This window comes from Flavobacterium silvaticum (genome assembly GCF_012911565.1).
Lineage (GTDB): Bacteria > Bacteroidota > Bacteroidia > Flavobacteriales > Flavobacteriaceae > Flavobacterium > Flavobacterium silvaticum.
This window is the reverse complement of the sequence record NZ_JAAMPU010000107.1, coordinates 126971-150786: the sequence shown is the minus strand read 5'-3', so window position 1 is coordinate 150786 and position 23816 is coordinate 126971. Positions and strand designations below refer to the sequence as shown.

General features: G+C 43.6%; 16 protein-coding genes. 10 read left to right on the top strand and 6 right to left on the bottom strand.

The features are described 5' to 3' along the window. Positions 1-43 precede the first annotated feature (43 nt). Both G6047_RS12425 and G6047_RS12420 read right to left on the bottom strand, forming a co-directional pair. Positions 44-1909 (bottom strand): T9SS type A sorting domain-containing protein, encoded by a 1866-nt coding sequence (locus G6047_RS12425; RefSeq protein ID WP_169527950.1) that lies wholly within the window; start codon positions 1907-1909, stop codon positions 44-46. A gap of 232 nt (positions 1910-2141) precedes the next feature. After that, complete coding sequence (locus G6047_RS12420) at positions 2142-5138, bottom strand: delta-60 repeat domain-containing protein (protein WP_169527949.1); 2997 nt, start codon at positions 5136-5138, stop codon at positions 2142-2144. A gap of 811 nt (positions 5139-5949) precedes the next feature. On the opposite strand from G6047_RS12420, the gene G6047_RS12415 reads away from it, so the two are divergent. The 3 genes from G6047_RS12415 to G6047_RS12405 are packed head-to-tail and all read left to right on the top strand — an operon-like array spanning position 5950 to position 13009. Continuing rightward, positions 5950-10116 carry a gliding motility-associated C-terminal domain-containing protein gene (locus G6047_RS12415; RefSeq protein WP_169527948.1) on the top strand — a complete coding sequence of 1389 codons (4167 nt, stop codon included), beginning with the start codon at positions 5950-5952 and terminating at the stop codon, positions 10114-10116. Between the two features lie 27 nt (positions 10117-10143). Further along, on the top strand, positions 10144-11055 hold the full coding sequence (locus tag G6047_RS12410; protein ID WP_169528272.1) for a PorP/SprF family type IX secretion system membrane protein: 912 nt from the start codon (positions 10144-10146) through the stop codon (positions 11053-11055). Positions 11056-11065: 10 nt separating this feature from the next. After that, positions 11066-13009 (top strand): OmpA family protein, encoded by a 1944-nt coding sequence (locus tag G6047_RS12405; protein ID WP_169527947.1) that lies wholly within the window; start codon positions 11066-11068, stop codon positions 13007-13009. 276 nt (positions 13010-13285) lie between these two features. Here the strand turns inward: G6047_RS12405 and G6047_RS12400 are convergent, their stop codons facing one another. Then, positions 13286-14167: a winged helix-turn-helix domain-containing protein gene (locus tag G6047_RS12400; RefSeq protein ID WP_169527946.1), complete on the bottom strand. Its 882-nt coding sequence runs from the start codon at positions 14165-14167 to the stop codon at positions 13286-13288. A 208-nt stretch (positions 14168-14375) separates the two neighbouring features. Here G6047_RS12400 and G6047_RS12395 point away from each other — a divergent pair, with 208 nt between their 5' ends. The 6 genes from G6047_RS12395 to G6047_RS12370 all read left to right on the top strand — a co-directional run bounded on the left by G6047_RS12395 (position 14376) and on the right by G6047_RS12370 (position 19764). Continuing rightward, positions 14376-15002: a YceI family protein gene (locus G6047_RS12395; protein WP_169527945.1), complete on the top strand. Its 627-nt coding sequence runs from the start codon at positions 14376-14378 to the stop codon at positions 15000-15002. A 67-nt stretch (positions 15003-15069) separates the two neighbouring features. Further along, on the top strand, positions 15070-15495 hold the full coding sequence (locus G6047_RS12390) for a VOC family protein (RefSeq protein ID WP_169527944.1): 426 nt from the start codon (positions 15070-15072) through the stop codon (positions 15493-15495). 318 nt (positions 15496-15813) lie between these two features. Next, positions 15814-17367 (top strand): T9SS response regulator signal transducer PorX, encoded by a 1554-nt coding sequence (gene porX / locus G6047_RS12385; protein WP_169527943.1) that lies wholly within the window; start codon positions 15814-15816, stop codon positions 17365-17367. 1 nt (position 17368) lies between these two features. Next, on the top strand, positions 17369-17776 hold the full coding sequence (tsaE, locus tag G6047_RS12380; RefSeq protein ID WP_169527942.1) for a tRNA (adenosine(37)-N6)-threonylcarbamoyltransferase complex ATPase subunit type 1 TsaE: 408 nt from the start codon (positions 17369-17371) through the stop codon (positions 17774-17776). A gap of 281 nt (positions 17777-18057) precedes the next feature. Continuing rightward, a complete protein-coding gene (locus G6047_RS12375; protein ID WP_169527941.1) occupies positions 18058-19251 on the top strand; it encodes an alanine dehydrogenase in 1194 nt (397 codons plus the stop codon). Positions 19252-19380: 129 nt separating this feature from the next. After that, positions 19381-19764, top strand: coding sequence for a DUF4258 domain-containing protein (locus G6047_RS12370; RefSeq protein WP_169527940.1), 384 nt, complete (start codon positions 19381-19383; stop codon positions 19762-19764). 60 nt (positions 19765-19824) lie between these two features. Here G6047_RS12370 and G6047_RS12365 read toward each other — a convergent pair whose 3' ends face one another. Together G6047_RS12365 and G6047_RS12360 are read right to left on the bottom strand one after the other, a co-directional pair. Next, positions 19825-20517, bottom strand: a complete 693-nt coding sequence (locus tag G6047_RS12365; protein ID WP_169527939.1) for an SIMPL domain-containing protein — start codon at positions 20515-20517, stop codon at positions 19825-19827. Between the two features lie 47 nt (positions 20518-20564). Next, on the bottom strand, positions 20565-21206 hold the full coding sequence (locus G6047_RS12360) for a rhomboid family intramembrane serine protease (RefSeq protein ID WP_169527938.1): 642 nt from the start codon (positions 21204-21206) through the stop codon (positions 20565-20567). 84 nt (positions 21207-21290) lie between these two features. Between G6047_RS12360 and G6047_RS12355 the strand changes: the two genes are divergently transcribed. Next, on the top strand, positions 21291-22163 hold the full coding sequence (locus G6047_RS12355) for a lysophospholipid acyltransferase family protein (RefSeq protein WP_169527937.1): 873 nt from the start codon (positions 21291-21293) through the stop codon (positions 22161-22163). Here the strand turns inward: G6047_RS12355 and G6047_RS12350 are convergent. Further along, entirely contained in the window at positions 22160-23650 is a 1491-nt protein-coding gene (locus G6047_RS12350) for an aminotransferase class V-fold PLP-dependent enzyme (protein ID WP_235946541.1), read from the bottom strand. The two genes, G6047_RS12355 and G6047_RS12350, sit on opposite strands and share 4 nt — an antisense overlap. Between the last annotated feature and the right edge of the window lie 166 nt (positions 23651-23816).

Below are 23816 nucleotides of genomic sequence, written 5' to 3'. Positions count from 1 at the left end.
TGTCAGAAATGACAGCCTTTTGGGTATAATGAAATCTGGAAACTTATCTTGCAAGCATTACTTTTCCTGTAACTACTCCTTCAGAAGTACTCAACTTAGAAATGTAAACACCGTTTGGAAGTTGAGACATATCAAAAGTCACAACGTTTTCTTCATTTTCTTTAACCTCGTCGTTGAACAATAGTGCAACACGCTGACCTGCAATGTTGAATACTTCAAGAGAAGCATTACCTGTGTACATTGAAGAGAAGTTGAAGTTAACAATTCCACGGCTTGGGTTTGGATAAGATCTCAAACCAACTACTGGCTGAGGCTGTCCGACCGGCTCATTAGTAACCGGACCTTGAGTATTTTCACACTGGCTGGCGATCAGTCTTACACCATCAACATCGTAAGCATCAGGAGTTGTTGTAAGGTTATCGTTATTAGCGATTTTCACATACTGCACGTAAGGAAGGTAGATTGGGTTGTTGCTTGCATCAACCGCATCGTCAAAGTTTACAGTGAAGTTATGGCAACCTGTCTTAACGAAATACCAGTTTACGTTGTCGTTAGAAACCCAGATGTCAGCGTATTCAGGATAAGAAGCACATGATGGGTTGTTGAAAGATGTTTCAACAATTTCGATATCGTCACCAGCATCGTTCATGATGAAACCATCAAAGCAAAGTGTCAATGAACCACCGTAACCTAAAGTAAGGAAGTTGTTGTTAGCAGGTGAAGTTGTTGCATCGCTGTATTGAGGAGTTCCCAAAGCTCTGTCTACGTGAGTTCTTGCTGCTGGCAACGCACCACCAAGTTTAGTAGTTCCCTGAACATATCCTTCTCCTGTAGTACAAGCTGCAAAACATCCGTTTGGAGTTTCAGGCTCGAAAGGCTCACAACCGAACAATGCTTCTACACCATCAACATCGAAGAAATCTTCTGTGCTTCCCAATGCAGAATTTGTTGCGATACGTACATATTTAACGTGTACTCCGCCTGGAACAACTGCATCAAGGTCAAGGGAAATATCTGAACTCTGGCAGTGGAAACCTAATGAATACCAGTTTACGTTGTTTGCAGAAACTGAAATTTCAGCATATTCCGGGTAAGAAGCACATGAAAGGTTACCCCATGTAGTTTCGTACACGCGAAGATCCGGAGCAGACGTTCCATCCTGAATGATGAAATCACTCATTCTTAATTCAATCCAACCACCGTTACCAAGTGTAAAGAAGTTGTCAGCACCAGATGAACGATCGTTTTCAGGCTCTCCCAAAGCTTTGGTTTCGTCTGTACGCATCGGATCTGTAATTGGCTGGCCGTTTTCTTTAGTTCCCTGGAAGAAATCCATCACTTCAACAGCATAACATCCTGGAGCAGGAATGTTGCCACATCCGTTTACAGCGTAAACACCATCAACATCGAATCCATCAGGAGTTGTACTTGTAGCGTCGTTTTCAATTTTGATGTAAGAAGCCCAAGTGAAACCTGCGGCAGCGATATCTACTGAACCGTCACGGCAAAGTTCACCAGCCCATACGAAATCAGTTCCGTTTTGGCTAAGGTATACCTGAGCGCGCTCAATACCGTCGCTCAGACAGTCATTTGAAGCATAAGAAGTTTCAACAACGTAAAGGTCTTTTCCAACACCATCCATTACGGCTCCACCGAAGCCAAGTGTCAAAGATCCGCCGTATCCAAGTGATACGAAGTTTTCTGTGTTGTCATTTTGTGGAACCCCAAGAGCCCTGTCAGCATGCTGACGGTCTGCAGGAACCGGATTCGCGGAATTTTTCAAAGTCCCGGGAGTGTAATTCTCAACAGTCTGAGCGTAACATCCCTGGCCTTCCTGGGCAACAGCATTTGGAGCATATACTCCAAGGACAGCTGCAACCGCGCCTGTTAAAAGTCTTTTTTTGATCATAAGCCTAAATTTAATTTATAATTCGATTTTGTTTAATTCGAGTCTAAACCAAACATCAGGCGGTAATAAGGAAACAGCAGATTTAGGGATTTCTGAATTTCTGAATTAAAATTATCCTGAAATTATTTACTTCTATAATTTTTAGGACAAACTGTAATTATTTCCGATAAATTGCAGTTCCTATCACCTTATGTAGCTATCTGGCAGATAGGAACTTCAATTACACCATTTATTAGAACATTATTTTTTTGGTCTGGATTTTTCCGTCAACCATGTAAGCCTTGACTAAAATCAATTGATTCTGACGTGTGATGCTTGTTGTTTCAAAGGAATCAGAATTCAATCCTTCGTTACTTACAAATAAAAGTTTTCCTGTTACATCATAAACCTCAACTTTATTGATCAGGGCATCTTCTTCGGCTTTAAGCTGAACCATATTTTCACGTGCCGAAGCAGTAAGATTGGCCTGGCGTCCCAAATATTGTTGCTGAGACGGCACCTTGAATATGATTTTCAATCTTTTGTGGAAAGATCCGGCAGCCGATGTAAATTGATAATCACCATTTTTAAGGTTGTGGACCATATTTGTAGTGGCATCTTTGATATAGACATCCTGTTCTGTAAACAAACCGTCGAACTGAGCCAACGATATGGTGAGCGTTCCCTGACTTGGATTGGTGTATCCAAGTTCTACTTCATCAGTATCCTTGAAAGGCAATGCCCGTCCCTGTATTACGTAGTTTTCGTTAACTCCGACAGAATAAAGCGTCAGCGAACTTCCGCTGAAAACCTTTCCGTCATAATCACGGTCAAAACCATTAGTCGCACCTGCCAGATAACCTACGGCAATTTGGTGGAAGGCTCCATTTGCATTGGTAATATTTAGCCACACACGGCTTTTTGTCGTATCTTCTACATCATAAGATGCATTAGGCGAATTTTGGGCACTAGTCCTGAAAAACTGTGTATTGTTAGTGCTTGACCGCATGCTGTTTTTGAACTGTACGCTAACATTGTTTGCAAGCGCTTCAACAAAGAAACTCTGGCCTGATGCAAGTTTTCCGTTGAACGAAGCTCCTCCAGGAGAAGTAACAGTACCGGCAGTCTTGTTGTAAGCCAGGTAATCGGAACTTACATAAGAATACACACCTGTTTGTGGATTGATAGCAGTGTTATGTGTCCAGATGTAGACTGTTCCTCCAAGCTTGGTAGAGTTGTTTGAATCGTTGAGGAATGAGTTAATGTCAATAGATGAAGGATATGGATTTCCTAACAGATTCCAGGAATTGGTTCCGCTCTTATATACTGTTGTACTTAACAATCCGTTGTTCGGGCGGCCAATAAAAGTAGCTTGGTAAACGGAAGGCGCTGTAATGCTGTGTGATTGAGGTGCGCGGATGATGTATCCCTGGCCTGTCGCCATGCTTTCTGCTCCGTTCATAATAGTTACCCAGTTATTTCCGGCCGTGTTGAATTTATAGTATTTATCGGCAAGCGTATTGGGAGATAAATTGTAAAGCGTTTGATTTTCAACAGGTGAAGCCCAATAGGTAAAATCATATCTTCTTACAGGTTTTGTATTGCGGATTACTTTGAACATACCGTCTCCAAGATCCGCGTTAACCGCATCGTCTTTAATCTGGATCAGACTTCCGCTATCATCAATCTGAAAATAGCCGTTATTCATCAAAACGCCTTTTACAGTAATCGATGCATTGTGCTCGACTAGTAAAGTGGCCCCCGGCTTGATGTCCAGTTCACAGGCATATACGTTTGTTCCGGACGGAATAGTACAGGTTCCGCTTACGATAGATACATAATAGTTTTCGTTGGTCGGATCTGTAGGGATGACACCACCGTCCCAGCCTGTATCTTCATAATATACCGCAGCAAGTGAGCACTCACGTGTTTTTATACGCGCAATCATACGTCTTGGGTTCCCGTCATATGTTGTAAAATCGCCGCCAACTATGATTTTTGAATCAGATTGTAGTTGGATATCACGGATAACCGCAACACCTTGATAAACACTTGTTCCACCGGAAAATCCTGTGCCTGTAAGGAAAGTAGTATCTCTTGACCCGTCAGGATTCAAACGAACGATTGCTTTTGGAATATTGGTGCCGTTCCACTGTGTGAAGTTTCCCCCCAGGATAAACTTGTTGTCCGGCTGGATCGTGAAACAGAAAACGTGTGTATAAGTTCCGCCTGTTCCGGCAGCGCCTCCGTTGAAACCTGTTACTAAAGCACCACTGGTATTCAGTTTTATAAAGCCTTTACGGGCCACTCCGTTATATAAGTCGAATCTTCCCGCTACATAAATTCCGGAATAAGAACCTGAACCTACGTAAGCTATCTGGAATACGGCTCCATCACTTCCGCCGGTTGCTCCTGCTCCACCGGAATTAAATGTCGTATCAAGGCTTCCGTCCGTATTCAACCGGATGATACGAGACTGATTTACCGTGGTTCCGCCATTGTTGAAGCCTGCAAAGAATCCGCCGACAAGAACTTTGCTTGTAGGGCTTGTTCCCTGAAGCACGATTGTACGAACTTCACCGGTTGGCGTATTTGTGGAACTTGTCAAAAAGCCTGAAGCCAAAGCACCCACAGAAGTCAACTTGATTACGCGTCCACAAGCGGTTCCGCTGTAAGATGAAAAATCACCTCCTATATATAAGCCGGAAGAAGCATTTGTTCCCAGTGGACAAAAGGCATGTACCACACCGTTCGTTCCGCGGGTTGTTCCTGCAGCCGAACAAAAAGTAGTATCAAGCGTACCATCTGAATTCAAACGCGCCATATTTTTATAGGTAATTCCACTGGCGGCAACAGTAAAACCTCCTCCGATAAGGATTTTATCGTTAGCAAGAATTTCAACGCAGTATATATACTGACTGCTTCCAAAGGCTGTTGTCGCAGAAAATGTGGTATCAAGCGTACCATCGGCATTCAAGCGGGCAATGTATTCACGGGCAACACCATTGTAGCTGGTAAAACGTCCCACGATAAGGATTTTGTCCTTGTGAACCGAAGTCGCCGGATAGACTTTGGATTTGTAAACGTTTCCGTCAGCGGTCGCATCTAAAGGAACTGCAGAAGGATTTCCTCCATAAGCTCCAATGCCGCTTGAATTAAATGTGTTGTCTATTTCACCTGGTCCGACTTGGGATTGACCGGCAAAAGCAACCATTGCAAATAAAATTGTAAAAAGTATTCTTGTTTTCATTGTTCTTGATTTTAAGTAGGTTATCAAATCAGTTACAGGGCAAAATTATGTCGGCTGATTTGTGACAGATGATAATCTTCACATATAATTGTTGAAGCGATCTGTTTTATCGACGAACGGATAATGAAATGTCAATTTTGACGATAAACGGTTTTGGCCAAAACCATTGAAACAAGCGCCTTTAGAATTTAATTGTAAGAATTTACACCATTTATGATTTTTTATAACGGGTCAGCAGTATTTTATAAGATGAAACTGTCACTAACATCTTGAATGAGACAATTTCAATATATTATATACTCCTGATTATCAAAGACTATCAGTGTCTATAAGACATTCACCGTTAAAAATATGCTTTACTTATAATCCATTTCCACATCAAAAAACACCAGTTTAAAAGCTGCATTTCATCGACGAAATGAATTTTTTTTAAAAAAATATCGACAAAGTGTATTATTTTACCGATAAAGTGATACATTTGAATTGATTAATAAGTTTATGATTACAATTATTGAATGGCATGTTTAACCCCTAATCCCAATCTAACTATGAAAGCATATTGAAAGAACAGGCAGTTTTGACACCCGTAACTGTGTTTTTATTCAAAAATCGGTTCCGATTTTAACTTTTTGCCAATACCACTCGTCGATAAATATTACATAATCGACATCTTTTAACCGAAAAACTGAGCATTTTATCTATTTCTCGGCCTAAAAAGAACGTGTATTGTCAGGTTGTAATAATTTCGTCCTGTCATTAAATGACGCTGCCACAATTTTATTTGCTTTAAAAACTTAACAATTAATGTATTATGAAACAATTATTTACACGCGTAAAGGGTGCATTATACCTGCTCCTTTTTTATGGTGTTTTTAATTCTCCGTCCCTACGGGCCCAAGCAGTTACTGAAATCATTACGGATTATCAGGGCTACTGGAAAAGTGGGATTGGGAACATAAACCCCATAAAACCTCAAAACAGCCACAATCTGGTGAGTTTTACGTACAACGGTACAAGATACTCTACAGGTGTGAACGATGCATTGCTGACGACAAACGGTCAGGTATTCTCTCCTCAGGATTTCCAGGCACTTCCGTTTCTCTATTTTACAGGAACACCAACCAGTAGTACTTTTATTGGTTTGGGTCAATTGTATGATGGGGTAAATAACGGTGGTTCGGTCCCTCCTCCAATCAACAACATTCCAATGTACCTTACCGATGGTGCCCACGGACTTGATTTGGGTACCTGTGTCGCCAACATTCCAACCGGAAACATCAATTTTGGTGTCAGTGGAATGCAGGCTGCATCCATTGGTGATGGTATACCAGACATCCTCATCAGCCAGATAGCCCAGCCTTCGGGGGCGAATGATCAATATTCTTTCCGCGATGCAGATGGGAATATAGTAGGAAATACAATGAACATCGTCCTGGCCAATATTACACCGGTAGGAAACTGGGTCGCAGATTTCTACCAGGTGAATAGTGTACCAATGGTTATTCCTGGAGGTTTTGTGAATACAGAGCGCCCAATACGTTTCTGGGCTGCAGACTTGAGTGACTTTGGAATTACACCAGCGAACTACCAGCAAATCGTAAGTTTTGGTGTTGGTCTCAAAGGAACTTCGGATCTGGCTTTTATTGCATATAACTTCAATACGGTTACTGTCGTGCCACTTCCTGCGGGAATTGCATTGCAAAAAGATGGCGTATATGTCGACAGTAATAATAACTGTATCGCAGATGCCGGTGATACTATAAATTATAGCTTCACGGTAACCAATACAGGTGAGGACGCCTTGACTAACATTATGGTCAACGATCCACTTGTAACATTAAGTGGTTCGGCCCTTGCCACACTTGCACCGGGCGCAACCAACTCAACGAACTTTACAGGCACACATACTATCACAGCCGCCGAGGCCGCTGCTGGTGCAGTATATAACCTCGCCAACGTAACAGCTACAGATTCAGAAGGACAAGCACTTAATAATTCTTCCGTAGATCCTACTCCTATTTCAAGCAGCAGTCCTTTCTACAACGAGCAATGTCCTAATTGTACTGTAACCGTTCTGCCTACGGCTCTTACGGCTCAGGCTCCGGCAGCACTTATTGTTGAAGGCTGTTCTACTTCCGCCATTACAGGTTTGGTATACAGTGAAACGGCTGTGTCCATTTCTGTTGCTCAATATTTATTGGCTGGTGGTGTATTATCTGTTCCTGCAGCAGTTACAGGTATCACGTACCAGGATACTGTTAGCGGTACCTGCCCGCTAAACGTTACACGTACATTTACAATCAGTGGTTGTTCCAGTTTGACTGTTCAACAAACCATTACTGTTGGTGATTCTGTAGATCCAACGGCATCGAACCCTGCACAGATAGACGTAGTAGGTTGTGGCACTGCTTTTCCTGCTCCGGATACTTCGGTAGTTTTGGATGAAGCAGACAATTGCGATGCTTCTCCGGAAGTTGCCTTCGTAAGTGACAGCGCTCCGGTATTTGTAGGTTGCCAGGAAACCATCATGCGTACTTATAGTGTAACCGATAATTGCGGTAACAGTATTGTTGTTACTCAGGTACTTACCCGTACTAACGATACTGTATTGCCTACAGCTACAGCTCCGGCAGACATCGTGATCGTAGACTTCAACCAGCCGTTCCCAAATCCAGATGTAAACCTGGTAACGGACGAGGCAGACAACTGCAGCACACCTACGGTAACTTACGGAGGTGACAGCCAGCCTGTATTGAATGGTTGTAACGAAACTATCGTACGTACTTACCTTGTAACAGATGCTTGTCAGAATGTTCTTGAATTACACCAGAACATCACGCGTAGCTTCGACAACACAGACCCGGTTGCCAATCTTTCTCCAATAGTATCTCCTTGCGGACTTACAGTTCCGGCGGCGACTGCTGTTGATGCTTGTGCGGGCGTAATCACGGGTACTACTACAGATCCTACGACTTTCACCACTCCTGGTGTATACACGATCAACTGGACTTTTGATGACGGAAACGGAAATACCACTACAGCTCAGCAAACAGTTACTATCGATCCTTCTGCTTTACCGCAAATTGGTGATCTTCCTGCCATAACTGCTGAATGTAACCCTGTAATCACAGCTCCGGTAGTAACAAATCCTTGTACAGATACGCAAGTAACAGGAACAACTACAAGTCCTACGACTTTCACGGGTGATGGAACATATACTATCGTATGGCATTTTGACTTTGATGGTACAGATGTTACGGCTAACCAGTCTGTAGTCATCGATGACGTAACCAATCCGGTATTGCCATCACTTAGCACTATTGAGTTCGACTGTTTCGGAACTGTAACAGATGTTCCTGTAGCCACAGATTCTTGTGCCGGAACAATCACAGGTACAACTTCTGATTCATTGGTATTCAATACACCAGGTATGTTCAACATTACATGGACATTTGACGATGGAAACGGAAACATAGATTCTACGACGCAAACCGTAATCGTGAACGCGGTTGCACCTACAGCTCCGGTTTTATCACCTATTGTAATGCAATGTCCTGCTCCTATCACGGCTCCGACCATCGAAGATCCTTGTACAGGCGGTACTATCACAGGTACTACTTTGGATAATGTCAATCCTACAACAGAAGGTTCTTATACCATCACATGGACGTTTGCTTACGGAAACGCAGTTCCTCCATTAACAGTGACTGCTACACAAGACGTTACAATCGACGATACACAATCTCCGGTTCAGCCGACTCTTGCCAATGCAACCGCATCTTGTACCATCCACGTCGATGCACCTACTACTACCGACAACTGTGCCGGTACAGTAACAGGTACAACTTCTGATCCTGTAGACTACAGCGTTGCCGGAACATATACCATCAACTGGGAATTCAATGACGGAAACGGAAACGCTTCTGTATTCGCCCAGCAGACTGTTATCGTTACAAACCCTGGCGCTCCGGTCCTTCCTACATTACCAACGCTCACAGGCGAATGTTCGGTGACAGCAGGTACAGCTCCACAGGCTAACGATCCGTGTACAGGTGCTTTGGTTACGGCTACGCCAGACCAGACTTCGTTTACATCACAAGGTACGTTTACTATCACGTGGACCTATGTGTTCTCTACCGGAACCGTTCAGGATTCCCAACAAGTAATCGTTCAGGATGTGACGCCTCCGACCGCCCCTGCATTGGCAGCATTGTCCCAGGATTGTGACATTACTGTACCAACTCCAACTGCTACGGATAACTGTAGCGGAACAGTTACTGCAACAACCACAGATCCGTTGACCTATAACGTTGCGGGAACATATACTGTTAACTGGTTGTTTACAGATGCGAATGGTTTGACAAGTACAGCCCAACAATCTGTTACGGTAACCACTCCGGCTACGCAGAATGGCTCTACTCCAGATCAGTGTAATGCTGACGAAAGTGCAATCGTTGACCTGACAGACTACCTTCCTGCAGGCATTGCACAAGGAGGAACATTCTCTGACCCAGCCAATACAGGTGCTTTGCAAGGAAGCAACTTTGTTCCGCTAGGGTTGGCAGTTGGTAACTATACCATTAACTATACAGTTACTGTAGACAGTTGCGAACAGACAGCGGAATTGGCTATCGCGATCAACGACGACTGTATCGTATTGCCGGCTTGTTCCGTATTGGTACACAATGCGATCACTCCTAACGGTGACGGTGAAAACGATACCATGATCATCGACGGTCTTACGGACGGATGTTATACAGATAACTCTATCGAAGTATACAACCGTTGGGGAATCCTGGTTTACGAAGCGCGTCAGTACAACAACACGAGCGTTGTTTTCCGCGGACAGTCAGAAGGGCGTGCTACGCTTAAGAAAGACGAGGAGCTTCCTGCCGGAACGTATTTCTACATCCTCAAATACACCGATGTAGAAGGTAAAGTAACTGAGAAATCAAGCTATTTGTACATCAGCAGATAATACCCCCAAATCTAAAAACAAGAAATGATGAAAAATAAAATCATACTTTTCGCCATGCTGCTGACGGGAATCGCAAGTTTTGCCCAGCAGGATGCACAGTATACCGAATACATGTACAACACCGTGAACATTAACCCTGCTTATGCTGGTTCACGTGGTGCCATGAGTTTCTTCGGACTGTACCGTACCCAGTGGGTCGGTTTGGACGGAGCGCCAAAAACCGGTGCTTTTTCCCTCAACACACCAATAGGCAACAGCCGTTTAGGTCTCGGTCTTGGATTCATCAATGATCAGATAGGACCTACAGACCAGAGCACGTTCAATGTAGACATCTCGTATACCGTACCAATGGGTGAAACCACCAAGTTGTCCTTCGGTATCAAAGGATCTGCGGATTTTTTCTCTCTTGATGTAAACAAACTCGATCCGTCGAATGCATCAGATCCGAACCTGCAGAGCTACAACAGCAAACTGTCACCGAACATTGGTGCAGGTGCTTACTTACACGGTGATAACTACTATGTAGGTCTTTCGGTTCCGAGATTGCTCCAGCAGTTTCAGTACGACGACAACAACGTAGAAGTCAGCAAAGCCAAAATGCACTACTACCTTATAGGAGGTTATGTATTCGACGTGAGTCCGTCAACCAAACTGAAGCCTGCCCTATTGCTCAAAGCAGTACAAGGTGCACCGCTTCAGGCAGATATCTCACTGAATGCTATGTTTATCGACAAGTTCACGCTTGGAGCAGCCTATCGTTGGGATGCAGCATGGAGCGCCATGGCCGGTATCCAGATTACCGATGGCCTTATGCTGGGTTACGCCTACGATATGGAAACCACGCGTTTGAAAAACTACAGTTCAGGTTCGCATGAAATCTACCTGCGTTTCGAACTGGTCCGCAAGTACAAAGATTTAGTTACCCCAAGATTCTTCTAATATGTATATCATGAAAAATAGACTCGTACATATCGCACTCGCAGGCCTGTTCTCTGTTACGTCTCTCTACGCCCAGGAAGGTGCCGAGAAACGCGCTAACAAGAATTTCGAGAAATACGCCTACGTAGACGCTATCAAAACCTACGAACGCATTGCCAACAAAGGATATAAGAATCCGGCATTGCTTCAGAACCTGGCCGATTCCTACTATTTCCAGTCGGATTTCACGAATGCGGCCAAATGGTACGGTGAACTCTTCGCCATGTCGCAGGATGTTGCACCGGAATATTACTATCGTTATGCCCAATCGCTTAAAGCTACGGGTGATAACGCCAAGGGCGACCAGATGCTTGCCACGTTCGCGTCGAAGAACGCATCTGATCCGCGCTCTAAATTGTACAACGCCCAAAAGAATTACCGCGAGGTGATTGCCAAGAATTCGGGCCGATACAAATTGGAAGATGCCGGAATCAACTCGTCTGCATCCGATTACGGTTCTGCCGTATGGGGCAACAAGATGGTTTTCACAACGGCACGTGATACCGGAAACTTCGCCAAGCGTACCGATCGTTGGGATGGTAAATACCTGACCAATTTTTACGAAGCCATTTTGACTCCGGACGGAACACTAAGCGATGCACAGAAATTGAAAGGATCTGTAAAGACGCGTTTCCATGAAGGTTCAGCCGCTTTTACCAAAGACGGAAAAACCATGTATTTCACACGGAATAACTTCAACGGAACACGTGGCCGCGATGCCAAGAACAAGACGAACCTAAAGATCTATTGGGCAACGCTCAAAGATTCTGTGTGGTCAGATCCGAAAGAAGTTCCTTTCGACAGCAACGACTACAGTGTGGCCCATCCATCATTGAGTCCTGATGGAAAGACGATGTATTTTGCATCAGATATGCCAGGCGGTTTTGGAGGTTCCGATTTGTATAAGGTTTCTGTTGGTGCCGATGGTACGTTCGGTGCGCCGGAAAACCTGGGTGCTTCGATCAACACACCGGGCCGTGAGTCCTTCCCTTTTATGAGTGGTGATAACGAGCTTTACTTCTCATCTGACGGATATCCGGGCCTTGGAGGTTTCGACATCTTTGTTTCCAAACTGGACGACAAAGGCGCATTCGGTGAAATCTTCAACGTGGGTGCCGATGCGAACAGTCCTAAGGATGACTTCGCTTACTATATAAACAGCGAGACACGCAAAGGTTTCCTGAGTTCTAACCGTGATGGTGGAAAAGGTTCGGATGACATCTACAAATTCGTCGAGACCAAGAAACTGGATATGAAAAAAGTCCAGCAGCTTGTAGGTAAGACAGAAGATGTCAATACGACCGCAGCCATTCCAAACGCGACGATCACGTTGAGCGACGAGAATTTCAAGGTAATCAAAACGGTTAAATCTGATGCTCAGGGCAAATACGACCTTGGCGAAGTGGAAACCGGTAAGAAGTATTATGTGAAGGCTGAGGCTGAAGGATACATCACCAAAGAAGTTCCGGTAATCATCACGTCCGATAAAGACAAGACCGAACTTCCGTTCCTTCTCGATCCGGTTGTACAAGCCGTAAAAGTTGGCGACAACCTGGCCGATGCGTTCAAGATCCGACTGATTTATTTTGACTTCGACAAATCTGACATCCGCAACGATGCAGCAGTCGATCTGGCCAAGATACTTGACGTACTTGAGAAAAACCCGACCATGAAACTGGATATCCAGTCTCATACCGACAGCCGCGGAACTGCCAAATACAACCAGAAGCTGTCTGACCGTCGTGCCCAGTCCACGTTGAAATGGTTGCTATCTCACGGTGTAGCCAAACACAGATTGACCGCAAAAGGCTACGGTGAATCACAATTGGTAAACAAATGCTCCGATGGTGTTGAGTGTTCAGAAGACGAGCACCAGGCCAACCGCAGAAGTTTATTTGTGATTACCGCTTTGTAAAATGGTTAACGGATAACAGTAACTGTTATCAATTGAATAATTTTAGGCTTATGTTGAAAGAGGCGTCCGTAATGGGCGCCTTTTTTTATTTGCCCGACTTAAGTCGCGGTATTTTCGCCCGCCACGTTTCTTCACCATTTTTATCCTGTTGATTTTCGTTACGTAACTATGTGTTACGCTTTTTTACGTAACCGGAAATTGCGTAACAAACTTTACGGTTCTATTTTGGACAGCAATCGTAAATAATATGATCAGTGCAGTTGAACAAAAAGAATTTTAAATGCCAATTTCAAGTCTATAGCCTTTCCCGCGTATGACAGCGATTTTGATATTCGGATCAAGTTCCAGTTTTTTTCTAAGTTTTGATATGAACATATCGAGGCTTCGGCCCACAATGACTCCTTCATCTTCCCATATCTCTTTCTGGAGCCGGCTTCGCTCTATGATCTCATTGGGCGACAATGCAAAAATATGCAGTACACGGGCTTCAGTCCTGGTCAGCTCTGTGGTTTCTCCACCTACAATAAGTTTACGAGTCATTATGTCAAATAATGTCGATCCCAAAGTCAGTGTACCGCCTGTTGAGGCTTTTGGCGGCTTGACTGATCTTAAAAAAATAAATCCGACAAAAGCCAAAAGTGGCAGGCTCCCCAAAAGATATCCATTGGCTGTTGCATTAATGCCTGTCGGTTCAAATTTAATGTTGATCACATAATGTGCCTTGGGCTGTTTTCTGCCTGTACAGGAAATAATGTCATCTTCTTTATTATTTTTCGATATGGCATATCCGTAAGCTATACCGGAGCCGTCCTTGTTCAGTACCTGAACAATATAGTCACTTGACAAGGGATCTTTGGCCAACAAATAACGGGTAGTATTTACCAGAGAGTCGGGTTGAAAAGTAAACTCATCCTCAAACCGGATCTGGTACTCGTTTTCGGATATTTTTTTTACCGGAAGAACGCGCGATATACTGTCGCCCGACTGCAGCAGTATTTCATGCCCGAGCCGGCGAAGCAAAACTTCTCTTCTTGATACAGTATAGTCGTTACGATCAGTGAGGCTGAAAGCGGCGCAGGCCACAGAAATAAATAAAAGCAGCAGGATTCCAAAAAAGTACCGGCCTTTACCTGGCATGAGATTTCGGCTATTAATCATAGTGTCACTTTTTTATTTACAAAGTTTACATTCTTATTTACAAACCAAATCTCCAGGTACCGAAATTATCAAGGTAAGTTCGCCGAACCTGTTTACGGGTATTTATTGACTTTGAAGTCAAAAATAGCCAGATGACATGTGCCGCTAATTTAAAAAATCATTTGCCAACGAGTTTCAATCAATCAATCAATCAATCTAATTTTTCACTATGAACACTAAGACATCCATCACTTATTCCATTTTATGCCTCTCCATTTTAATTTTGGGTTGCAAAGGGCCTAAACAGGAAAATAATGACAACGCATCCTCGGGTTCCTTATCCCAAGGCCAAAAATACAGTATAGACACAACGCAAACTGTCGTAACATGGAAAGGTTCGAACCTGGTTGGTTCGAACAGTCATGCCGGATATGTCCATATTTCAAAAGGAGAACTGATGATTGATAACAATCGAATTGTAGGCGGTACGGCTGAAATCGACATGAATACAATTGAAGATGAAAACCATGAACGGGATAATGGCCTTATTAAACATTTAAAAGGCCCTGATTTTTTTGATGTCAAAAAATTTCCACTTTCTAAAATCGTACTTACCCAAAATGCCGAGAGCAGGAACATTACAGGAAACCTGACGATAAGAGGCATCACGCAACCGGTCAGTTTTGCTGCCAAATTGGAAACCAGGGACGGGATTGTCAACTTAAGCGGCTATCTGGCCATTGATCGGACATTGTGGGATGTGAGATATAAATCGGGGAAGTTCTATGATAATCTGGCGGATCAAACCATATCCGATTACATTGAATTCCATATTAAGATTGTAGCAAAAAAATAGACTGCTGCATCCATAAAAGCCTTAAATTTAATGATGATAATACAGTTGTGAATATCAAAATTATAGTATGGCAATTATAAATCCACACATCAACTTCAACGGAAATGCAGAGGAAGCATTCCATTTCTACAAATCGGTATTTGGTGGTGAATTCACCAAAATCATGCGTTTCAAAGATTTAGCGGGTACTGAATTCCCGGTCACGGAAAACGATGCCAATAAAATAATGCACATTGCTTTACCTATTGGTCAAAATATGTTGATGGCCAATGATGTTCCGGAATTTCTCGGGCGTACGAACGAAAATGAAAACAGAAGTAAAATTTCCATCAGTGCCCAAAGCAAAGCGGAAGCCGACAACTTATTCAACGGACTTTCGGAAGGCGGGCAAATCGAAGTGCCAATCGCGGAAAGTCCCTGGGGTTCATACTTTGGAATGTTCAGGGATAAATATGGCATCGAATGGATGATAGATTTTGATCCTAATTCATAACGGAATAAAATCCGGCTTCCAGTCTCTTTATTTCAGGAAGCCCACAGGCATTACTTACCTATGCAAATGACAGCAATTAAAACTTCTCATTCCTTTTGAATGTTGATCCGTTTCGCTTTCTTGTGGCAACTTCTAAAATTCGGGAGTTTGCCACATTTGTTTTTTGTCAACTTTCTCAAATTGGGGTCACCTATTTAAAATTTACGTTATAAGCCCGTACTATCGGGCCACAGTAATACTCAAAAACTTATAACAACTTTATGAAAACCGCCTGTCGCAAAATGTTAAATTGCCTCCACAATAAAACGACAAATTAGTATGGATAAAATTCAGATCCTTTGGGTTGACGACGAAATCGACATGCTCAAACCCCACATATTGTTCCTCGAAAAGAAAAATTACCAGGTAACCACACGCAACAACGGGCCGGATGCAATAGATGTATTCGAAGAAAAGAATTTCGATATCGTATTTCTCGACGAAAATATGCCGGGAATGAGCGGGCTTGAAGTACTTAGTGAACTTAAAGAGAAAAAGGCTTCGGTGCCTGTGGTCATGATCACGAAATCTGAGGAAGAATATATTATGGAGGAAGCTATCGGATCCAAGATTGCCGACTATCTGATAAAGCCCGTCAACCCGAACCAGATTTTATTGTCGCTTAAAAAAAACCTCGATAATTCACGTCTGGTTTCTGAAAAAACGACACTCGATTACCAAAAGGAATTCCGCAAGATCGCCATGGAAATGGCTATGGTGCGCACCTGGGAAGAATGGGTCGATACCTACAAAAAACTGATTTTCTGGGAAATGGAACTCGAGGATATCGAAGACCAGAGCATGACGGAAATTTTGGAATCCCAAATGACCGAGGCGAATTCACAGTTCGGCAAATTCATAGAACGCAACTACGAAGACTGGTTCGCACCGAAAGCGGATAAGCCAATCATGTCAAATACGCTGTTCCGTGAGCTCGTGGTTCCTGAAATCACCAAAAAAGAACGTCCGGTACTTTTTGTCGTCATCGACAATTTGCGTTACGACCAATGGAAAGCGTTTGAAAGTGTCGTCGCCAACCATTACAAACTGGAAAAGGAAATTCCATACTATTCTATCCTTCCGACGGCGACCCAATATGCGAGAAACGCGATTTTTTCAGGTTTGCTTCCTACCGAAATGGAGAAACAATTCCCGCAATACTGGAAGAACGACATTGACGAAGGCGGAAAGAATTTACATGAAGCAGAGTTTTTAACGGCTCATCTTAAACGTCTGGGCCTGAATATAAAACAGGATTATTTTAAAATCACGAATTTGGCAGGCGGAAAGAAATTGGCCGAGACATTCAAGTCTTATAAAGACAATGATCTGGTAACTGTGGTGTACAATTTTATCGATATGTTATCCCATGCTAAAACAGAGATGGATGTAGTCAAGGAATTGGCCTCAGATGATAAAGCGTACCGTTCGCTGACATTAAGCTGGTTCAAAAACTCACCGCTTCTTGAGATTATCCAGCAGGCACAACAACTCGGTTTCAAGCTGATCATCACTACAGATCACGGAACCATCAACGTAAAAAATCCGTCCAAGGTCATCGGTGATAAAAATACAAGCCTCAACCTGCGGTATAAAACCGGGCGTTCGTTGTCTTATGAGGAAAAAGAAGTGTATGCGGTCAAAGATCCGCGCTCGATAGGGCTTCCGGCCATCAACATGAGTTCGTCTTTTATCTTTGCCAAAAACGACGACTTCCTGGCTTATGTCAATAATTACAACCATTACGTTAGCTATTACCGGAATACGTATCAGCATGGAGGTGTTTCGCTCGAAGAAATGATAATCCCTTTTTTGGTTTTCAATCCGAAGTAAAATGCATTTTGAATATAATCTGGAAGAAATACATCTGGCAGCAAAATATATCTTAGACAGTAATCCGCATAAGGTTGTCCTGTTCTATGGAGAAATGGGCGTCGGAAAAACCACGCTTATAAAGGAAGTTGCCAGAAGCCTTGGAGTTGAAGGCGCTACAAGCTCGCCTACGTTTTCGCTTGTGAACGAATACCGTATTGCACCTCATGAAAAATTATATCATTTTGATATGTACCGACTCAAGACGGAATCGGAGGCCTATGATATTGGAATAGACGAATACCTGTATTCCGGGCATTGGTGCTTTGTGGAATGGCCGGAAAACATCCCGAACCTGATTCCGGACGAACATACCAAAGTCAAGATTTTTATTTTGACCGATGAGAAGAGGCAGCTTACGATTGATTGATTGATGAAGTAAACTGTTGTTTGCTGACATGATTCTGTTTACCAATTGTGTGTTTACGGATTTTTGTAAACAGGAAATTTGTAAACACAATTTTGGATACGGTTCGGCCGAAATCATTCGATTACCAGTAGTTTTAGTGGCAGGCAAAAAGAGCCTGTAGATTTACATACGCCGTAGTTATACCTGGAAATCAAAGAAAAAATTCGATACTATACCGCTTTCAATTTCGACTTTCCGTTTTCAACTTCTTTTCATAATTTAGTCCATTAAATCCTCAACCAATGGCCATCACCCCGTTCACGAAACAACAATTGCTTCCGCAGGAAGAGACCCTCGAAATCGCAAGGGCCAAAAGTGAACTTTTTATTGGTGTGCCAAAAGAAACGAGTTACCAGGAAAGACGCATCTGCCTTACTCCCGATGCCGTGAATTCATTGGTTTCCCACGGCCATCGCGTCCTTATGGAATCAGGAGCCGGAGTCAGCGCCAGTTATTGTGACAAGGAATACAGCGATGCCGGCGCAGAGATCACTGCCGATACCAAAAAAGTCTTCAGCTGCCCTATCCTTCTCAAAGTGGAGCCGCTGACGATGCAGGAAGTCGAGATGGTCAAACCGGAAACCATCATCATATCGGCCATCCAGTTAAAAACCCGTAAGAAGGAATATTTCGAGGCGCTTTCAAAAAAGAAAATTACGGCTTTGGCTTTTGAATATATAAAGGACGAGGACGGATCATATCCGGCCGTAAAGACACTGAGCGAAATTGCCGGAACCGCATCTGCATTGATTGCCGCCGAATTAATGATCAACAATGAATTCGGGAAAGGGTTATTATTCGGTAATATTACCGGTGTCGCTCCTACCGAAGTCGTAATACTTGGAGCCGGAACGGTAGGTGAATTTGCAGCCCGGACAGCCATCGGCCTTGGCGCAAGTGTCAAGGTTTTTGATAATTCGATAACCAAATTACGCCGTTTACAGAACAATCTGAGCCATCGGATATTTACTTCAACCATTCAACCTAAAGGATTGCTTAAAGCACTCAGACGTTGTGATGTCGCCATTGGTGCCATGCGCGGGAAAGACCGTTGCCCGGTGGTGGTGACCGAAACCATGGTGGAACATATGAAACGCGGGGCTGTCATTGTAGATGTCAGCATCGATACGGGCGGATGTTTCGAAACCTCCGAAGTCACCACACACGAAAATCCTACTTTCGTAAAACACAACGTAGTACATTATTGTGTGCCGAACATTCCGTCGCGTTATTCCAAATCGGCATCGCTTTCCATCAGCAACATCATTACGCCTTATTTGCTCCAGATTGCGGAAAATGGCGGCATCGAAAGCGCCATCCGAATGGATAAGGGTCTTCGCAACGGCGTCTATCTGTATCACGGAATCCTCACGAACAAAGCCATCAGCGAATGGTTCAACCTCCCGGATAACGACATAAACCTGATTGTTTTTTAAAATACATTTATTCTTATCCGGATTTAGAATGATGAATCCATAATCATGTCCTAAATTTGCGGCGTATTTAATTTTATCAGACGTAGTGTTCGTCCTTTGGGCTTCCGTCTTTCGTCTTTCGTCTTACTCATGAAATTCTACCAACGTTTCGCTTATTACCTTATCGGTCTTGTTTTAGGATGTTTTTTCGTGGCTGCCATGTGGAGTGGAAAAGATGTCCGATGCAATTATTTCCCGAATGCCCGTGTGCTCAATGATCTTCGCACCAAGCCTTTCCATCATACAAAAGAGGCCGATTCATTGCTTTCCCAGGGATGGATTTCAGAAGCTGACATCAAAAATATCCTTACTTACGGCGATGTAGATTTCGACCGCAGCAACATCAAGGAAGGCGGCGGTAAAAAATACCTGATCGAAGGCCAGACGGCCGCAAAGCAGAAAGTAGAAATCGAAGTGGTGAATTTTGAGGATAAAGCGGTTTTGAAAACCATCAGAAAGACAAAATCTGAATAATAAAAAAACCGGTCGATGCCGGTTTTTCTTTTTTTGCGGTAACTGATTTGCTTTTCCGGATTATTCCAGAGAAAAACTCACCTGGACGTTTGCCGTCACTTCGATATCGCCCAAAGCCAACGTTTCGCGTGAATCTGCAGCTTCTGCATTGGCCGCCATCTTAAACATGACAGGCGAAGGAAAATGAACCTCCGAATTATCAGAAATGGTTATCGCCTTCCCTACTTTCTGATTGAGAACCGAAACATAATCCTGGGCTTTGTTCTTCGCATCCTGCATGGCCAGTTTTCGCGCCTCGCTTTTGGATTGTTCTATTTTGGATGACTGGAATTCCACATTATTAATCAGGTTGATCCCGGATTCGGTCAGTCCGCCCATGATTTCGTCGTAACGGTTCAAATCTCTAAGGATAACCTGGATGGTCTGGCTGGCCCTGTAGGAATATTTCTTTTTTTGGTAATCGTAATTGGGTTGGAGCGAAACGCGTTGCGTCTGTACGTCGCCTTTTTGCAGATTCGCTTTTTTAAGGTATTGGACCACTTTTTCGGTTTCGGTATCATTTTGTTTTTTGACATCGGTGGCATTTGCGCCGATTGTCTCGATTCCAATTGAAATGGTCACCTGATCCGGAGTGACCTTTACTTTTCCCTGTCCGGCCACATTGATTTGCGGAACCGGTTTCATATCGATGGCCTGGGCAGATGCAAATCCGGCAGAAAGCATCATCAACACAATAAAAATTCTGTTTTTCATGATTGTTTTTTTTTAAATCCGACGCGCGGTTTCCAAAGGTTATGCCATCAGAGCTTACCCCGTCTTTCCATTATGAATAAAATAACAATCGGAATGGCTAATACGATGACAATGAGCAAATGCTCGCTGAAAATAATCGGATGATAAGCCAAAGTCAATGCATATCCGCCAACGGCGCCACCAAAATGAGCCGTGTGCCCAATATTGTCGCGTCGGCTTTTCATTCCGTAAATCGAATAAAGCAGATAGACGATTCCGAAGATAAATGCCGGAATTCCAATCGGAATGAAAAACAGGTAGATTGGCATATCCGGTTGCAACAGAATAGCCGAATATAAAATTCCGGTGACTGCTCCGGATGCACCGATTGCCCTGTAACTATACTCGTCTTTATGGATGAGCAAGGTGAGCATACTGCCAAAGAGAAGGCTCGCCATATAAATGAGCAGGAAAATCCACATCCCAAGATATTCGGTGACAACAGGTGCAAAAAAATACAGCGTGAGCATGTTGAAAACCAAATGAGGCAAATCGGCATGCAGCAAAGCGGAAGTAAACATGCGGTAATGCTCGCCGCTGCGGATGCTGCCTATGTGGAATTCATATTTTCTGAAAAAGGAAATATCCTGGAAGCCTTGATAGCTAAAAAGACAAGTGATGGCAATAATGCCTATCAGTGCGATATCCATGGGTAATTATTTGACCCGAAATTACGCATTTCCACCTTATTTTGCCACCATTTATATATATGTATATTTGTAAAAAAACTCCTGTTGCAATTACTAGCCTTCATCCTTCTTTACCCATTAATATGGTGTATTTCCATACTTCCTTTCAGACTATTATATTGGGTGGCCGATATCGTTTATTTCCTGGTTTATCACATTGTGGGCTACAGAAAAAAAATTGTCCGGCAGAATCTCGGTATGGCCTTTCCTGAAAAGTCGGCAGCAGAACTCAAAAAAATAGAAAAAGAGTCCTACAGGCATCTTTGCGATATGTTCCTCGAAATGATCAAGACCATGACCATTTCCAGAAAGGAAATCGAAAGAAGGTACACCTTCACGAATATGGACTTGTATCTCGATTTAGAAAAACAAGGGAAAAGCATAGCCTTGCTGTGCGCCCATTATGCCAGTTACGAATGGGCCGTTTCCATGAACTTCCATATTACTTTTGAAGGTTATGCCATTTATAAAAAAATCGCGAACAAGTATTTTGACAAAGTCGTCCGTGACATACGCACCAAATACAGGGCACATCTGATCACGACCAAAGAAACGGTTCCTACCTTGGTCACCAACCAAAAAAACGGGATACTTGGCGTTTATGGATTTGTCAGCGACCAATCGCCAAAACAAGGTAAAGAACAACATTGGGTGGAGTTTCTCGGGATTGACACACCCGTCCATACCGGAGCGGAAATGCTCGCCAAGAAATACGACATGAACGTCATTTTCATGCGGACTGAAAAAGTAGCCCGCGGACGATATAAAGGAACTTTTGAATTGTTGGCTGAAAATCCAAGGCAAGTACCCGATTATCAAATCACCGATACCTTCATGAAACTCGTGGAGAAACAAATCAAAGACGATCCGTCCTATTATTTATGGACGCACAAACGCTGGAAGTATTCGCGTTCTTAGGAAAACCAGCTTTTGACTACCGACGTTTCAAAATGACTTGCCTTTTTATGGGTATATTCATTCGTTGACCGGCTGTAATCATACTCATCGGCCCAATTTTCAAATTTTGCCGCAAGTTCCACAATGCTGTCGCAGACGAATTCAATCTCGGCATTCGTAGTCGTCGGATGTATCGACATTCTAATCCAGCCCGGTTTTTCAATCAGTTCGCCATTTGATATTTTATCGGTCAGGTAATGCGATTGTTCCTGGTCTACGTGAAGCAGATAATGCCCATAAGTCCCGGCACAACTGCATCCGCCGCGTGTCTGTATCCCAAAACGATCGTTGAGTAATTTGACCCCGAGGTTAAAATGCAATCCGTCGATGTAGAAGGAAATCACGCCAAGCCTGTTCTGATGCTGTCCGGCCAGGATATTCAGGTTCGGTATATTCTGAAGCCGATTGAAGACATAATCTACAATTTCGTGTTCGCGCTCCAGCATCTTCTGAACATCCATCTCTTCTTTGAGCTGAATGGCCAACGCCGTTTTAATCGTCTGCAGAAAACCTGGCGTTCCGCCATCTTCGCGTTCCTCGATATTGTCTATGTATTTGTGCTCGCCCCACGGATTCGTCCAGCTGACCGTTCCGCCACCCGGATGATCGGGAACCATATTCTTGTATAATTTGCTGTTGAAGATCAAAACACCCGAAGTTCCGGGGCCGCCGAGGAATTTATGAGGAGAGAAAAATATGGCGTCGAGATAACTTTCAGGATCAGCCGGATGCATATCGATAGTTACATAAGGCCCTGAACACGCAAAATCCACAAAACACACTCCGCCTGCACGATGCATGAGCTTCGCGATCTCATAATAAGGTGTCTGGATTCCGGTGACGTTGGAACATGAAGTGACCGAAGCGATCTTGAGTTGCCGGTGTGCATTCTCATCAAGCAACTTTGCAAACGTATTCAGGCAGATCAATCCTTTTTCACAGGCCGGAACCACGATTACATCGGCAATGGTTTCAAGCCACGAGGTCTGGTTCGAATGATGCTCCATATGGGTGATGAAAACGACAGGTCTCTTTTCCTGAGGAACGTCGATGAACGGCTGAAGGTTTTCTGGGACTTTGAGTCCGAGGATCCGCTGGAATTTATTGATGACACCCGTCATTCCGCTGCCATCGGTAATCAGCACATCTTCACTATTGGCATTGACGTGTTGCTTGATGATGTGACGCGCCTGATGATATGCCATGGTCATCATGGTTCCGGAAACCGTAGTCTCGGTATGCGTATTGGCGACGAACGGACCGAAATCGTTGAGCAGCTTCTCCTCTATCGGTCGGTATAATCTTCCGCTTGCCGTCCAGTCGGTATAAATGATTTTCTTTTTGCCGAAAGGCGATTCGAATTCCTGGTCAATCCCAACGATACCATCCCGGAACGTCTTGAAATACGTTTCCAGTTCGGTCGAAACACTAGCTCCTGCAATCATCATCTATATATAAGGTAGGTTGCAAAGGTAACTCAAAATACTATTGGGCAACGATGGATGTCCGCGAAATCGATATTCCCCCAAATTGTCATTTTAAACTGTTAAAGGCATCGTAACCAATCATAGTTGACACCTCATAAATTTAAGTCAGATTTTGACAATAACAGGC